The sequence below is a fragment of the Variovorax sp. MPBD4-3 genome (genome assembly GCF_058809745.1).
This window is the reverse complement of sequence record NZ_JBXASW010000001.1, coordinates 86,946-101,684: the sequence shown is the minus strand read 5'-3', so window position 1 is coordinate 101,684 and position 14,739 is coordinate 86,946. Positions and strand designations below refer to the sequence as shown.

General features: G+C 67.7%; 16 protein-coding genes. 9 read left to right on the top strand and 7 right to left on the bottom strand.

Annotated features, from left to right (window positions below; all coding sequences use genetic code 11):
* From AC1RVW_RS00435 to AC1RVW_RS00420, 4 genes are all read right to left on the bottom strand, one after another.
* A complete protein-coding gene (locus AC1RVW_RS00435; protein ID WP_081269504.1) occupies positions 1 to 258 on the bottom strand; it encodes a type II toxin-antitoxin system Phd/YefM family antitoxin in 258 nt (85 codons plus the stop codon).
* Between the two features lie 63 nt (positions 259 to 321).
* Positions 322 to 2,697, bottom strand: coding sequence for a Tex family protein (locus AC1RVW_RS00430; protein ID WP_493197330.1), 2,376 nt, complete (start codon positions 2,695 to 2,697; stop codon positions 322 to 324).
* A gap of 80 nt (positions 2,698 to 2,777) precedes the next feature.
* On the bottom strand, positions 2,778 to 3,764 hold the full coding sequence (locus AC1RVW_RS00425) for a sensor histidine kinase (RefSeq protein ID WP_493197328.1): 987 nt from the start codon (positions 3,762 to 3,764) through the stop codon (positions 2,778 to 2,780).
* An 8-nt stretch (positions 3,765 to 3,772) separates the two neighbouring features.
* Positions 3,773 to 4,567, bottom strand: coding sequence for a LuxR C-terminal-related transcriptional regulator (locus AC1RVW_RS00420; protein ID WP_081269501.1), 795 nt, complete (start codon positions 4,565 to 4,567; stop codon positions 3,773 to 3,775).
* Between the two features lie 381 nt (positions 4,568 to 4,948).
* Here AC1RVW_RS00420 and AC1RVW_RS00415 point away from each other — a divergent pair, with 381 nt between their 5' ends.
* The 8 genes from AC1RVW_RS00415 (at position 4,949) to AC1RVW_RS00380 (ending at position 10,410) form a co-directional block, all read left to right on the top strand.
* Positions 4,949 to 5,638: a hypothetical protein gene (locus AC1RVW_RS00415; protein WP_081269500.1), complete on the top strand. Its 690-nt coding sequence runs from the start codon at positions 4,949 to 4,951 to the stop codon at positions 5,636 to 5,638.
* Positions 5,639 to 5,718: 80 nt separating this feature from the next.
* Positions 5,719 to 6,582 (top strand): hypothetical protein, encoded by an 864-nt coding sequence (locus tag AC1RVW_RS00410; protein WP_493197325.1) that lies wholly within the window; start codon positions 5,719 to 5,721, stop codon positions 6,580 to 6,582.
* A gap of 16 nt (positions 6,583 to 6,598) precedes the next feature.
* Positions 6,599 to 6,925, top strand: coding sequence for a hypothetical protein (locus AC1RVW_RS00405; protein ID WP_081269552.1), 327 nt, complete (start codon positions 6,599 to 6,601; stop codon positions 6,923 to 6,925).
* A gap of 49 nt (positions 6,926 to 6,974) precedes the next feature.
* Complete coding sequence (locus tag AC1RVW_RS00400; protein ID WP_493197323.1) at positions 6,975 to 7,490, top strand: hypothetical protein; 516 nt, start codon at positions 6,975 to 6,977, stop codon at positions 7,488 to 7,490.
* 56 nt (positions 7,491 to 7,546) lie between these two features.
* Entirely contained in the window at positions 7,547 to 7,912 is a 366-nt protein-coding gene (locus AC1RVW_RS00395) for a GIY-YIG nuclease family protein (RefSeq protein ID WP_493197321.1), read from the top strand.
* Complete coding sequence (locus AC1RVW_RS00390; protein WP_493197319.1) at positions 7,909 to 8,325, top strand: AsnC family transcriptional regulator; 417 nt, start codon at positions 7,909 to 7,911, stop codon at positions 8,323 to 8,325. The genes AC1RVW_RS00395 and AC1RVW_RS00390 overlap by 4 nt, the downstream gene beginning before the upstream one ends.
* A gap of 112 nt (positions 8,326 to 8,437) precedes the next feature.
* Positions 8,438 to 8,995, top strand: coding sequence for a DUF2239 family protein (locus AC1RVW_RS00385; protein ID WP_106934462.1), 558 nt, complete (start codon positions 8,438 to 8,440; stop codon positions 8,993 to 8,995).
* Positions 8,996 to 9,036: 41 nt separating this feature from the next.
* A complete protein-coding gene (locus AC1RVW_RS00380; protein WP_172839892.1) occupies positions 9,037 to 10,410 on the top strand; it encodes an MATE family efflux transporter in 1,374 nt (457 codons plus the stop codon).
* A 28-nt stretch (positions 10,411 to 10,438) separates the two neighbouring features.
* Here AC1RVW_RS00380 and AC1RVW_RS00375 read toward each other — a convergent pair whose 3' ends face one another.
* Positions 10,439 to 10,915: a VOC family protein gene (locus AC1RVW_RS00375; protein WP_493197317.1), complete on the bottom strand. Its 477-nt coding sequence runs from the start codon at positions 10,913 to 10,915 to the stop codon at positions 10,439 to 10,441.
* A gap of 126 nt (positions 10,916 to 11,041) precedes the next feature.
* On the opposite strand from AC1RVW_RS00375, the gene AC1RVW_RS00370 reads away from it, so the two are divergent.
* Positions 11,042 to 11,569, top strand: coding sequence for an HD domain-containing protein (locus tag AC1RVW_RS00370; protein ID WP_493197315.1), 528 nt, complete (start codon positions 11,042 to 11,044; stop codon positions 11,567 to 11,569).
* On the opposite strand, the gene AC1RVW_RS00365 is transcribed toward AC1RVW_RS00370, so the two are convergent.
* Together AC1RVW_RS00365 and AC1RVW_RS00360 are read right to left on the bottom strand one after the other, a co-directional pair.
* Positions 11,566 to 13,038 (bottom strand): flavin-containing monooxygenase, encoded by a 1,473-nt coding sequence (locus AC1RVW_RS00365; protein WP_493197313.1) that lies wholly within the window; start codon positions 13,036 to 13,038, stop codon positions 11,566 to 11,568. The two genes, AC1RVW_RS00370 and AC1RVW_RS00365, sit on opposite strands and share 4 nt — an antisense overlap.
* Before the next feature lie 16 nt (positions 13,039 to 13,054).
* Positions 13,055 to 14,635: an MFS transporter gene (locus tag AC1RVW_RS00360; RefSeq protein ID WP_493197311.1), complete on the bottom strand. Its 1,581-nt coding sequence runs from the start codon at positions 14,633 to 14,635 to the stop codon at positions 13,055 to 13,057.
* Positions 14,636 to 14,739 lie beyond the last annotated feature (104 nt).

Below are 14,739 nucleotides of genomic sequence, written 5' to 3'. Positions count from 1 at the left end.
TCAGCGCATGGGAGTGACGCTGCGCCTGCGCGCGGCGCCCCGTTGCGGGACCAGGAACTCGGTGCGTGCGTCCGCCGAAAGAAGCAGCTCCTTGAGCGACGGCTTGGCAGTCGCATGCAAACGCCGCCATTCCGCTGCCGGAACGAGCACGGCCACCTCGGCGCCTCGCTTCGTCACCATTTGCGGCCCCTCGACCAGGGAGGCCTCGAGGAACTCGCTGAAACGCGCCTTGGCGTCCTGCACCGGCCAGGTTTTCATGACAACCACCCATCAAACTAGTTAGATGACTAGTTTAACAGGCGCATTTCACTCGGCTTCTGCTTACTTGCGCAGCCCCTGCAGCTTGGCGAACGCGCTGGCCATCTGGCCTGCCGGCTGCGGCGAGTTGTCGCGGCGGCCTTGCTGCTGCTGGCCGCGTCCCGCGCCTTCGAAGCGGTTGTCGCGCGGGCCGTCGCGGCGCGCGGGCGCCGCATCGAGCTTCATCGACAGGCCGATGCGCTTGCGCGCCACGTCCACTTCCATCACCTTGACCTTGACGATGTCGCCGGTCTTGACGACTTCGCGCGCGTCGTTCACGAACTTGTGGCTCAGCTGGCTCACGTGGACCAGGCCGTCCTGGTGCACGCCGAGGTCGACGAAGGCGCCGAACTGGGCCACGTTGCTCACGGTGCCCTCGAGGATCATGCCTTCCTTCAGGTCGGCGATGTCGTCCACGCCGTCGTTGAAGCGCGCCACCTTGAAGTCGGGGCGCGGGTCGCGGCCGGGCTTCTCCAATTCGCCCAGGATGTCCTTGACCGTGATGACGCCGAATTTCTCATTGGCGAACAGCTCGGGCTTCAGCGTCTTGAGCATCTCGGCGCGGCCCATCAGCTCGGCGATGGGCTTGCCGGTCTTCACGATGATCTGCTCGACCAGCGGATAGGTTTCAGGGTGCACGCCGGTCACGTCCAGCGGATCGGTGCCGCCGCGAATGCGCAGGAAGCCCGCGCTCTGCTCGAAGGCCTTGGGGCCGAAGCCGGTCACGTCCAGCAGTTGCTTGCGGGTGGCGAAGGCGCCGTTGGCCTCGCGCCAGCGCACCACAGCCTTGGCCACGCTGGCCGACAGGCCCGAAACGCGGCTGAGCAGCGGCACGCTCGCGGTGTTCAGGTCCACGCCCACCGAGTTCACGCAGTCTTCGACCACGGCCTGCAGGGTGCGGGCGAGTTCGCTCTGGTTCACGTCGTGCTGGTATTGGCCCACGCCGATGCTCTTGGGGTCGATCTTCACGAGCTCGGCCAGGGGGTCTTGCAGGCGCCGCGCGATGGAGGCGGCGCCGCGCAGGCTCACGTCGACGTCGGGCATTTCCTGCGAGGCGAATTCGCTGGCCGAATACACCGAGGCGCCGGCCTCGCTCACCACCACCTTGTCGACCTTGATCTCGGGCGCGCCGGCCTGCGCGGCCATCCTGGCCAGCAGCTTGATGAGGTCGGCGGCCAGCTTGTCGGTCTCGCGGCTGGCGGTTCCGTTGCCGATGGCGATCAGGTTCACGCCGTGCTTGGCGCACAGCTTGCCCAGCGTATGCAGCGAGCCTTCCCAGTCCTTGCGCGGCTCGTGCGGGAACACGGTGGCGGTCTCGACCAGCTTGCCGGTGGAATCGACCACGGCCACCTTCACGCCGGTGCGGATGCCGGGGTCCAGGCCCATCACGACGCGCGGGCCGGCGGGCGCGGCCAGCAGCAGGTCGCGCAGGTTGTCGGCGAACACCTTGATGGCGACCTTCTCGGCCTCTTCGCGCAGGCGGGTGAACAGGTCGCGCTCGGTCGACAGGGCCAGCTTGACGCGCCAGGTCCAGGCCACGCACTTGCGCAGCAGGTCGTCCGCCGGGCGGCCGGCATGGCTCCAGCCCAGGTGCAGCGCGATGCGGCCTTCGGCGATGCTGGGCTTGCCCGGCTCGGGCTCGACCGGCAGCACCAGCTTGGCGTCGAGGATGTCGAGCGCGCGGCCGCGGAACACGGCCAGCGCACGGTGCGACGGCACGCGGCCGATGGGCTCGTCGTACTCGAAGTAGTCGCGGAACTTGGCCACGTCGGCGTTGTTCTCGTCCTTGCCGGACATCAGGCTGGACTTGAGCAGGCCTTCGGCCCACAGCCATTCGCGCAGGCCCTGCACCAGGGCGGCGTCTTCGGCCCAGCGCTCGGAAAGAATGTCGCGCACGCCGTCGAGCACGAGCGGCACGGTGGAGAAATCGGGACCCGGCTTGCCGTCGTCCAGCGTGGTGGCAGGCTGCAGGAAGGCCTTGGCTTCCACCGCGGGGTCGAGCGTGGGGTCGGTCAGCAGCTTGTCGGCCAAGGGCTCGATGCCGAATTCGCGGGCGATCTGGCCCTTGGTGCGGCGCTTCTGCTTGAACGGCAGGTAAAGGTCTTCCAGCTCCTGCTTGGTCGGCGCGAATTCGATCGCGGCACGCAGCTCGGGGGTCAGCTTGCCTTGTTCGTCGATGGCCTTGAGCACCGCCACGCGGCGGTCTTCGAGTTCGCGCAGGTAGGAAAGGCGGGCTTCCAGCTCACGCAGCTGCGTGTCGTCGAGGCCGTCGGTGGCTTCCTTGCGGTAGCGGGCGATGAACGGAACCGTGGCGCCTCCGTCGAGCAGTTCGACGGCGGCCTTCACCTGGTTCTCGCCGACCTTGATTTCGGCGGCGAGCTGGCGAATGATTTTCTGCATGTCTTGAGCGCGTCCCTGGCAAAGCGCGGGAGTTTGCCATAGGCGCGAATGCGGGCCGCCCGCCCGGCCCGGCGGGGGTGTTACAGCATGCTTTCGGACTCGGGCCGGTTCCCGGCCTGCGTGGCTTCCTTGCCGGGCTCGCAGGGCACCAGCAGGCGCACGCTGAGCCCTTGCGGCGCGACATCGGTCACGACCAGTTCGCCTCCGATGGCTTCGGCGCGCGCATGCATGCTGCGCAGGCCCTTGCCGAGGTGCTCCGGCCGCTGGCCGGCCGCGGCGCCGATGCCGCGTCCGTTGTCGCGCACCTCGAGCACCAGGCGCCGGGGAGTGACTTGCAGCCCGAAATGCAGTTCGACGCGTGTCGCTTGCGAGTGGCGCAGTGCGTTCGAAAGCGCCTCCTGTGCCACCCGGCAGATCTGCATCGTGGCTTCAGGCGGCAGAGGCTGGTCATGCGCCGCATCGGCGATGTCCCATACCAGGGCGACACCCAGCCTGTCGAAGGCGGGCCGCAGCCGGTAGCGCAGGTGGGCCAGCCGCTCGACGGCGGTGGCGGTGGTCTGGTCGTCCAGGTCGTCCACCGTCATCTGGAGTTCGAGCAGGCAGGCCTGCAGCGCCATCGACAGGCTGTCGGGGGCCGTGGCGGCCTTCGGGTCCTGGCTGGCCAGCAGCGCCACCAGCCGGGAGCCGACGCCGTCGTGCAGGTCGTTGGCGATGCGCCGGCGCTCGGCCAGCACCGCGTCCATCAGCCGGCCGCGCGCCACGCGGCGCTGGGAGAAGTACCAGATGCTCACGATCGCGCCCAGCACCGCCACGTTGAGCGCCTGCAGCGCCCAGAAGGCGGCGGGCATGTCGTGCGCCATCACGGTGATGGTGGAGGTGGCCCGCAGCACCTGCGCCGTCACCGGTGTGAGATGCATCGCCGCTGCCAGCCCGGCCCACATGAGCACCCGGCGGCGGGGAATGCGCGGCCACAGCCAGGTCAGCAGCGTGCACCACGAGGCTATCGACAGCCACACATACTGGTCTTCCAGGAAGTGCGGTAGGTGAAAGACCTGCGGCGTGAGCATTGCGCCCCCTAGAGCAGGCCCCGGTGGGACGCGAAGCTCACCGCCTGGGCCCGGGTGTGTGCGTGCAGCTTGCGGTAGATGTTCTTGACGTGGGCGTTAACCGTCTGGGCACTGATGGTGAGCTGCAGTGCGATCTCTTCGGTGACATACCCTGTCGCAACAAGTCGCAACACTTCGCGCTCCCGTGCCGATAACGTCGCCTTGCTGTCCGGCGGGCGCACAGGGTTGACGTTGGAGCGCTTGTGATCGAGGTGCACGAGCAGCCGGCGGGCCAGCCGGGGGGTGATGGCGGCGCCCCCGTTGACCACCTGCAGCACGGCCTGGGCATAGCTCTGGAACCATGCGTTCTTGACCAGGTAGCCCGATGCGCCGAGCTCGAAGGCGTGCAGCACTTGGGGTTCGTCCTCGAGCGCAGAGATGACGATGATCTCGGCCGCGCTGCGGTGTTTCTTGGCCTCTTCGATCAGCTCGAATCCGCTGCCGTCACCGAGGCGGATGTCCACCATCAGCACGTCGAATTCATGCTGCATCAGCAGGCGCCGTCCTTCGCGCAGGGTGCCGGCCTGGCCTTCGAGCTGGATGCGCAGGTCGCTCAGCAATTCCTGTGCGATGACGCGTCTCACGAAGGGGTCGTCGTCGACCAGAAGAACCCGCACCGGCTTGGTCTCCTGACCGGTCAGAAAGTCAGGCCATGGAAGTGTGTCGGCGGACGGTGCGAGCAGCCCGCCGAACTGTCCGGGGGTGGCATATTTCCTAGCCCCAGTTCCGATGTCTGTCAATGAAATGTCGAGTTCGCTTTCCATTCCAACCCCTTTGTGACAAATGGACTACCGTGTTCGTGACCAAAAGTTAATTCATTTCTACTCAAAATCTCGAACTAAGTTTTTTTGTTTACTTTGGTTGCATTCTGTTGCGAGTCTGCTCCGGTGTCCAACGAAAGTTGTATTTTTTGGGTTTGCCGTCGCATGTGGAAGCGGTTTCAGGCACCTGTTCCGCAAGGCCTCATCCACTCCTTTCGCTATAGCCTCGCATTACCCAGCCTGAGGCATTTTTCTATCCCTCCTCGACGCTGAAACTGCCCTCCGGTCGCCACGGAAACATTTCATTCCGCGTTCACAGACCGCTAGTTGATAGCCGGATGGTCCGGCGATCAGGTTCGTTTCACACACTTTCGAGGAAGCATCATGAAGAAGACTCTCATTGCCATCGCAGTGGTTCTGGTTGGAAGCGTTGCCTCGGCAACCAGCACGACCGCACTGGCCGCCACAAGCACGTCCACCGGCTCGTCCAGCTCCGCTGGATCGACGGCAGCCAGTTCCGGCACGGGCAGTGCATTGAGCTACAACGCAGCCAATTCCAGCTCGTCGGCCAGCGCCAACGCAGCAGGCGGCGCAGTCAGCTTCCCCGGCATCCGCCTCGGCGGTGCAACGGCCGGCGGCACGGCAACCACGCAAGGCTCGGTCACCAGCATGGCCGTGACGACGGGCAACGGCCTCGCAATCGGCGGCGCCAACGCTTCGGCCAATGCCGGCGCGGCTTCCAACGCCAACTACAGCGCTGGCGGCTCGAACCCCATCAGCGGCAGTGCAGGCGGCAGCGCCAGTTCGGTCACCAACAACACGGCCGCGACAGCTGCCGGTCCTGGCGGCGGCCTGGCCATCGTGACCCGCACTTCGGGCACGACCTCGGGCTACAGCGCTTCCTCCGGCGCTGTCAACGGCTTCGTCAACGGCACCACCACGTCGGCCACCGCAGGCTCGACCGGCGGCTCCTTCGGCGTGACGAACATCCACCTCGGCAACGCCGGCACCTTCAGCAACGGTGGCGGCACCGGCGGCCTGGCCGGCTCCACCGCGACCGCATCGGCACCCTGAACTTCAGATGTAGCGTTTGCTGGACTCGGAAATGGGGAGGGGCTGCGGCCCCTCCCCCGGCCTTCAAAGGAGTTGAGAAAATGAAAAAATTGCTTTTCCTCGCATTGCTGGCGGTCTCGGCGGCGGCAATGGGTCAGACGACGGCAGGCGGCGCGAACAACGGCTCGAGCAGCTCGGCCACCACCTCTGCCCAGGGCAACAACCAGGCCGTGACGTTCTCCGGCCCCGCGAACACCACATCGAGCGTGACGAGCACCCAGAACGTCAACAGCAGCGGCACGACGGGTGTCGAGTACGGTGGCAGTTACACGATCAAGAACGTGCCGTCGGTCAACGGCCCCAACCTCACCACCAGCAACGACACCTGCATGGGCAGCACCAGCGCGAGCGCCAACGGGCCCGGTGTCGGCCTCAGTTTCGGCACCACCTGGACGGACGAGCACTGCAAGCGCCTGAAGATGAGCCGCGAGCTCTGGAACAAGGGCATGAAGGCGGCATCGCTTGCAATGGACTGCATGGACCCGGCGGCCCAGGCGGCGCTGGAGATGACCGGCACCAAGTGCCCGCAATCGATGACAGCGGACGAACGCGTGAGCGCCTACGGCCCGCAAGCCTCGTCGGCGGGCGCGCCCACGGTTTCCTCGACGCGCCCCGCAGCCCCTGTGGCCCCCGTCGCTTCCGCGCCCACGCCTCCTGTGGCGATGGCACCGCCGGCGTCGGTGACCGCCCCGCCACCAGCACCCGTCGCGGTCGTGCAGCCGGCCGCGCCTCCGGTGGCTGCGGCCGAACCTGCGGCCGTGGTCTCCATGCCGGTCTCCAGCGCGACGGTGACGGCCATCGACGCCAATGAGGTGGCGGCCGCCCTGCGCGCGCAGCGCATCCTGTCGGCGGAGCCGGTCGGCGACATCGCCGCCGCGCCGCAATCAGCGGCGTACCCGCAGTGAGCGCGCGGAGTCCATGATGACCAGGACCGTATTTCTCTGGACGGCCGCCTGTTGCCTGGCAACAGCCGCGGCGGCCGCACCGCCGCCCTTGGACACGCTGCGCATCCAGCGCATGAACATGGGCAGCGGCCTGCAGAACGCGCCCGGCACCGACAGGGCCCAGCCGGTAGGCGACCTGGGCGTGTGGCATGTGCCGCAGTACATGCCCGGCTACCCGACGGCAGCGACCATCTGGCCGCGCGTCGTCATCATCCAGTGCGAAGGCGACGTGTGCCCCGGCTACGAGGTGACGCCGGAGCTGGGCCGCGGCGAATATCTGTTCTTCCTGCCGACGCGCAAGTAGCGTCGGCGGCAGGCGCCGCGTGAGCCGCGCCTTGCCTTAACCTTCGCGGATGACACCTTTCGCGAGCCTTCTGCGCGTTCTCCGTGCCCTTGTTCGGGCCCTGGGCACCGCGCTCCTCGTTCCGCTGCTGCTTTTCGAGGAATGGGGCTGGGAGCCGCTGGCCGCGCTCATGGCTCGGCTCGCGCGGCTTCCCCTCTGGGCGCGCCTCGAAAACCAGCTGCGCCAACTGCCGCCCTGGGGCGCGCTGCTGGCCTTCTTCGTGCCGGTGCTGTTGCTGCTGCCGGTGAAGGTGCTCGCGCTCTTCCTCTTCAGCCGCGGCCATGCCGCCACCGCGCTCACCGTGCTGGTGCTCGCCAAGCTGGTAGGCACGGCCATCGTGGCGCGGATCTTCCAGCTGGTCGAGCGGCCGCTGATGCGCATTCCGTGGTTCGCGCGCTGGTATCCGCGCTGGAAAGCCTGGAAAGACCGGGTGCTCACGGTCGTTCGGCAGAACCGGCCGTGGCGGATCGTGCGCGCGCTCAAAGGACGCATCGCGCGGGGATGGCGGCGCTTCAGGGAGGATTGATCTAGTTTTACCCGGGTTTATTGCCGACTTAATTTAATCCGGGTAATATTCGGCGCATGAACCTGTCATCCGAAAGCAGGCGTGCGCTGAGCCGCCAATACAAGGAATCCGTGCGCCCGGCAGGCGTCTTCGTCGTGCGCAACACTGTGAACGGCCGTGTCTACGTGGCCGGCAGCCTCGACGTCGAGGGGGCCATGAACCGTGCGCGCTTCGAGCTCGGCTTGGGCTCCCACCGCTGCAAGCCCCTGGGGCAGGACTGGGCCGCGCAGGGTGCGGCGCATTTCAGCTTCGAGGTGATGGACAGGGTCAAGGAGCGCGAGGACGACCCCGCCTTCGATCGCAAGGCCGAGCTCGAAAAGCTGCTGGCGCTCTGGCAGGAGGAACTGCAGTGCTTCGGCGAGAAGGGCTACAACAAGCCATGAGCACCGACGCCCTCTCCTTCTGCCTGGACCTCGGCCATGCCCACGCCCGTCTGGCGCTGAAGCTGGACGACGACCTCGGTGCTTTCCACGGCTTGAATTTCGCCGACTTCACCCTCCTCTATCTGTTGTTGCGCGCGGAGCAAGGCCGCATGCCGATGGCAGACCTGGCGCGCACGCTCGGGCTGCCGATGTCGGCGCTGATCCGCAGGATGCTGCTGCTCGAGAAAACGGGCCTGGCCGAACGCGCGACCGGTGCCGGCACCGACCACCGCCGCCATGCCGCACTTCGCTCCGGCGGTCGGCAGCTGGTGCGCGATGCGGTCGTCACAGTCGAGGCGCACTGCAGGCAGGCGCTCCGCGCCATCGATCAGCGGCAGTTGTCCGACGCCCACGCCGCGCTGCGGGCGATATGAGAGATGCCGGAGGGACAGCGCGGCGCACACGTGGGCGCCGCAGCGGGTAGATTACGCAACTCGTTTCTCCCGGCCTCCTCTTTCGACAGGAATCAGGAAACACAACATCCGCATGTCACCAGACACCCCTCCCACCATCCTCACGGTGTTCTTCGATTTCCGGCGCATCGCACGCGGCACCCGAGCCGAAGTGCTCGACCAGCTTCGTCGCCGCGACGACCCCGGACCCTATCTCGTGTTCGACGACCAGACCGGTGCGCAGCTCGACCTCGACCTGCGCGAACTGCCCGACCCCGAAGCCGAACACCGCGACGAAGCGCCACGCGGCGTCGGCCGCCCCAAGCTCGGCGTGGTCGCGCGCGAAGTCACGCTGCTGCCGCGACACTGGGACTGGCTCGGCCGCCAGCCCGGCGGCGCCTCGGTCGCGCTGCGCAAGCTGGTCGACGAAGCGCGCCGCGTGCATGCCGACCGGGACGTCGTGCGCGCCACGCGCGAAACCACCTATCGCGTCATGACCGCCATCGCAGGCAACCTGCCCGGCTTCGAGGAAGCCACGCGCGCCCTGTTCGCCGGCGAGGAGCAACGTTTCGGCCACCTGATCGAACCCTGGCCCGCCGACCTGCGCGCCTACCTGCAGGAACTGTCCGCGCCCGGCTGGAGCCATGAATGAGAGTACCCACTGAAGCCCCCGGCACCACGGGCCCCAGCGGCATGAAGGGCGTGCCGGTCGCGCCCGCCGGCGCCGCGCGGCCTTTGTGGAAGGTCTTTCTTTTCTTCCTTGCGCCGATGTTGCTCAGCAACATCCTGCAATCGCTTTCGGGCACGCTCAACAACATCTACGTCGGGCAGATGCTCGGCGTGAGCGCGCTGGCGGCCGTGTCGAGCTTCTTCCCGGTGATGTTCTTCTTCATCGCCTTCATCATCGGCCTGGGCGCCGGCGCCTCGGTGCTGATCGGCCAGGCCTGGGGCGCGCGCGACGCCGCCAAGGCCAAGGCCGTGGCCGGCACCACGCTCACCGTGGGCGTGCTGGCGGGCCTCGTCATCGCCGTGTTCGGCGGCGCCTTCACCACGCCGATGCTGGCTTCGCTCGGCACGCCGCCCGACGTGCTGGCCGACTCCACGCGCTACGCCCGCATCATGCTGATCGCGATGCCGGGGGTGTTCGTGTTCCTGCTGGCCACCGCCATGCTGCGCGGCGTTGGGGACACCGTCACGCCGCTGCTCACGCTGATGATCTCGACGCTGATCGGGCTGGTCGTCACGCCCGCGCTCATCCGCGGCTGGGGCGGCCTGCCGCAGCTGGGCGTGGCGAGCGGCGCCTGGGCCTCGGTGCTCTCGTTCGCGGTGGCGACCACCTGGCTCGGCTTCCGGCTGCGCCAGCGCAAGAGCCCGCTGGCGCCCGACGCGGAGTTCCTGCGCCACCTGCGCATCCAGCCGCAGCTGCTGAAGGCGGTGCTCAAGATCGGCGTGCCCACGGGCGTGCAGATGATCGTGGTCGCGCTGGCCGAAGTGGTGCTGCTGTCGATGGTCAACAGCTACGGCTCCAGCGCCACGGCCGCCTACGGCGCGGTGAACCAGGTGGTGGCGTACGTGCAGTTCCCGGCCATCTCGATCGCCATCACCGCGTCGATCCTCGGCGCGCAGGCCATCGGCGCCGGCCGCGCCAACCGGCTCGGCGACATCGCCAAGACTGCGCTGCTGATGAACGTCGTGCTGACCGGCAGCCTGGTGGTGCTGGGCTACCTGTTCTCGCGCCATTTGATGGCGTTCTTCATCACGAGCGAGCCGGTGCTCGAGATCGCGCAGACGCTGCTGCACATCATGCTATGGAGCCTGGTGATCTTCGGCATGGCTTCGGCGCTGTCGGGGATCATGCGCGCCAGCGGCTCGGTGCTGGTGCCGACGCTGATCTCCATCGTCTGCATCCTGGGCGTGGAGGTGCCGGTGGCGTATGCCATGAGCCACCGCATCGGACTGGACGGCATCTGGATCGCCTATCCCGTAACCTTCGGCGCGATGCTGCTGCTGCAGACCGCGTACTACCAGCTGGTCTGGCGCAAGAAGGCGATCCACCGGCTGGTGTAGCCGCCGGCAGGGCCACGGCGGCGGCGGATCACTCCCCGTCGTAGGCCTTGCGCACCTCGGCGATGTCGAGCTTGACCATCTTCATCATCGCCTGCATCGCACGCGCGGCCTTGGCCGCATCCTTGTCCTGGAACATCTGGACCAGGCCGTCGGGCACGATCTGCCAGGACACGCCGTAGCGGTCGGTGAGCCAGCCGCACTGCACCGGCTCGCCGCCGCCTTCGAGCAGCCTGTTCCAGTAGTTGTCGACCTCGGCCTGGGTCTTGCACCGCAGGTACATCGAGATGGCCGGGGTGAACTTGTATTGCGGCCCGCCGTTGATCACCATGAACTCCTGGCCTTCGAGTTCGAAGGTCGCGGTGAGCAGTTGCCCCTTCAGTGCGGGGTTGGTGTCGCCCCAGAGCAGTTTGTCGGTCACGCGCGAGTCCGGAAATATGCCGGTGTAGAACTTCAGCGCGTCTTCGCCGTTGCGGTCGAACCATAGGCAGGGAACGATCTTTTGCATGCGGGTCTCCTTTGCTTCAACGATGAACCGGAGAGTTCAATATCGACGCGGTGCGTGCGCCCTGTCAACCCGGCCAACGCCTGCCGGCCCGCGCACGAAGGCAGAATGGAAAACCAAAGGACGCCCATGACCACGACCAACCCGTCGACACCCGAAGCCGCCCGCGCCTATGCCGTCGAGATGCACGGCGACCAGAAATACGGCGTGCACCCGTACGTGCACCACCTCGACGCCGTCGCCGCCCTGCTCTTGCCTTACGGCGAGCAGGCACGCGTCGTCGGCTTCCTGCATGACGTGGTGGAAGACACCGAAGCCACCGTGGCCGACGTGCAATCGCGCTTCGGCGACCTCGTCGCCCGATGCGTGGCGCTGTTGACCGACGCGCCCGGCGCCAATCGCAAGGAGCGCAAGGCCAAGACCTATGCGGCGCTGGCGAAAGTGACCGGCGACGAAGAACTGGCGCTTGTGGTGAAGGCAGCCGACCGGCTTGCCAATGTGCGGGCCTGCGTGGCGGACGGCCACCGGACGCTGTGGGAGACGTATCACGGCGAGCACCCCACCTTCAAGGCGGCAGCGTTCAGGGCGGGGCAATGCGATCCGCTGTGGGCGGAGCTCGACACACTGCTCTCGCCCGCGCACATGCCCGCGGCCTAGACGCCCCTGCGCGGGTTCGAAAACTCCATCACCCCATCCGCCACCGACCCGAAGCGCAGGCTCATCAGATCGCCCGCGTAGTTCTGGTACAGCCGCCACGGCGCGCGCGAACCCTGCTTCGGGAATTTGCCGATCGAGCGCTGCACATACCCTGAAGAAAAATCGAGCCACGGCTCGGCCACCAGCGCGGGGTCTGTATTGCGCGGCGTGCATTGCCGCCAGCCGTGTCTCTCCATGTGGTTGAGCAGCCGGCAGACGTATTCGCAGGTCAGGTCGCACTTCAGGGTCCACGAGGCATTCGTGTAGCCGAACGACAACGCGAGGTTGGGCACGTCGCTGTACATCATTCCCTTGTAGTTGAAGGTCGCGGCGGGATCCACGGGAACGCCGTCGACATCGAGCGCGACGCCGCCGAGCACCTGCAGGTCGAGACCCGTGGCGGTGACGATCAGGTCGGCCTCCAGCTCCCTGCCCGATTCCAGCCGTATGCCGCGCGGCGTGAAGCGGTCGATGTGGTCCGTCACCATCGACGCCCGGCCCGCCTTCAGCGCCGCGAACAGGTCGCCATCCGGCACGAGGCACAGCCGCTGGTCCCACGGGTTGTAGCGCGGCGTAAAGTGCGTGGCGATGTCGTAGTCCGGCCCCAGCGCCTGGCGCACGCCGCCCAGGATCATCCGCTTGATGCTCTGCGGCTTGCGCTTTGCAAGACGAAAGAACAGCATGCTCAGCAGCACGTTCTTCCACCGCGTGATGCCATACGCCATGCGTGCCGGCAAGAGGCGCCGCAACCGGTTGGCCAGCGGATCTTCGGCCGGGCGCGACACCACGTAGGTCGGCGAGCGCTGCAGCAGCGTGACGTGCGCGGCAGTCTTTGCCAGCGCGGGCACCAGCGTCATGGCGGTGGCGCCGCTGCCGATCACGACCACGCGCTTGCCGGCGTAGTCCAGGTCATCAGGCCAGTGCTGCGGATGGACGATGCGGCCGGTGTAGTCGGCGGCGCCCGCGAACTCCGGCGTGTAGCCGGCCGTGTAGTTGTAGTAGCCGCTGCACATGAAGAGGAAGTTGCAGCTCATGCGAAGCCGCTCGCGCCCGGGGCCGCGCTCGATGTCGACCCACCACCGTGCTTCAGGCGTCGACCAGGAGGCGCGCACCACGCGATGTTCGAAACGGATCTTCCGGTCGATGCCATGTGCCTGCGCCGTCTCGTGCACGTACTTCAGGATCGACGGGCCATCGGCAATGGACTTGGCCTGCGTCCACGGCCGGAACGAATAGCCGAGCGTGTACATGTCGGAGTCCGAGCGGATGCCCGGGTAGCGGAACAGGTCCCAGGTGCCGCCGCTGCGCTCGCGCCCTTCGAGGATCGCGTAGCTGCGCCCCGGGCAGTTGGCCTGCAGGTGATAGCCGGCACCGATGCCCGAGAGGCCGGCGCCGACGATCAATACGTCGACGTGTTGTTCTTCCTGCACCGGACTGTCTCCTTGCTCAAGGTTCCGTGCGCCGGATCATCACCCAGGCACTGGCCGCGCTCAACACCGCCAGCCCCGCACCCAGCAGCATCACCCACCGGAACCCGGCCACGAAAGACTCGGCCACGGCCCGCTTGAGCGCCGCCGCCGTGGCCGCATCGACACCCGGCGGCAGCGCCGCGCCGGCCAGCTTGCTGCGCTCGCCCTCGAGGAACGCCGACACCTGCGCCGACGCTCCCATCTCGCGCAGCCGATCCGCCAGCGCCACATCGAACACGGCCGCCATGACCGCGCCGAACACCGCGATCGCCAGCACCGCCGCCGCGCGCGACACCGCGTTGTTCACCCCCGAGGCCACGCCCGCCAGGTCGGGGCCGACCGCGTTCATGACCGTGGTCGTGAGCGGCGCCACCGTCACCGCCATGCCCAGCCCCAGCACCACCACGGCCGGCAGGAAGCCGCTCCAGTAGCTCGCGCCCACGCCCGGCAGCGCGAACAGCGCGAAGCCCACGGCGGCGATCGATGGCCCGACGACCAGCGGAATGCGCGGCCCGAACCGGTCGACCAGTTGCCCCGCCCAGCCCGAGAGCGCGAACATGATGAAGATGAACGGCAGCAGCGCCGCGCCGGCCACCGTGGCCGAGTAGCCCTGCACCTGGATCAGGTTGAGCGGAAAGAAATACAGGCTGCCGCCCAGCGCCGCGTACAGCAGCAGCGTCAGCAGGTTGGCGCCGCTGAAATTGCCTATGCGCAGCAGCCCGAGCGGCAGCATGGGCGCGCGCACCTTGCGCTCGGCGAAGAAGAAGCCCGCGCTGCCCAGCACGCCGACGGCCAGCGCAGCCAGCACTGCCGGTGCATGCCAGCCCTGCGTCGGCGCCTCGATGAAGGCATAGACGATGCCGCCCAGCCCGGCAGTGGCGAGCAGCGCGCCCCAGATGTCGAGCCCTCCGCCGGCCGAGGCGCCGCGGCTTTCCGGCACATGGCGCCACACGATCCACAGCACCAGCAGCGCCATCGGCAGGTTGATGAGGAAGGCCCAGGTCCATGAGAAGTGGTCGACCAGGAAACCGCCGAGCACCGGACCCACCGCCGCGGTGATGCCGCTGAAGCCCGACCAGGTGCCGATGGCCTTGCCGCGTTCCTTCTCGGGAAAGGCGGCGCTGATGAGCGCGAGGCTGCCCGGCACCAGCAGCGCGCCGCCGATGCCCTGCACCGCCCGCGCCGCAATGAGCTGCTGCACGCTGCCCGCGAGCGCGCACGCCACCGAAGACAAGGCGAAGAGGCCCACGCCGATCGCGAAGATTCGGCGCCGCCCGTAGAGGTCACCCAGCGCGCCGCCCACCAGCAGCAGCGCGGCGAGCAGCAAGGCATAGGACTCGACCACCCACTGCGCCTGGAACGCGGTGGCATGCAGGTCGGACTGGATGGCCGGCAGCGCGACGTTGACCACGGTGCCGTCGATGAAGGCCATGCTGGAGCCGACGATGGCGGCGGCCAGCACCCAGGGCTTGGAGGCTTCGGGGCAGGTGCCTTCCTGCGGCCTGGCTCCGTGCAGGATCAGCGTGTCGTCGCAGGGCGCCTTGCCGATCTGTGCCATGGGGGTCTCCTTTCTTGCTCCTTCCCCCTCCGGGGGACGGTCGGGATGGGGGCTGCCCCGGCACGATACGCCATGTTCTTGCAGACGCCGTGATGGGGGGGGGG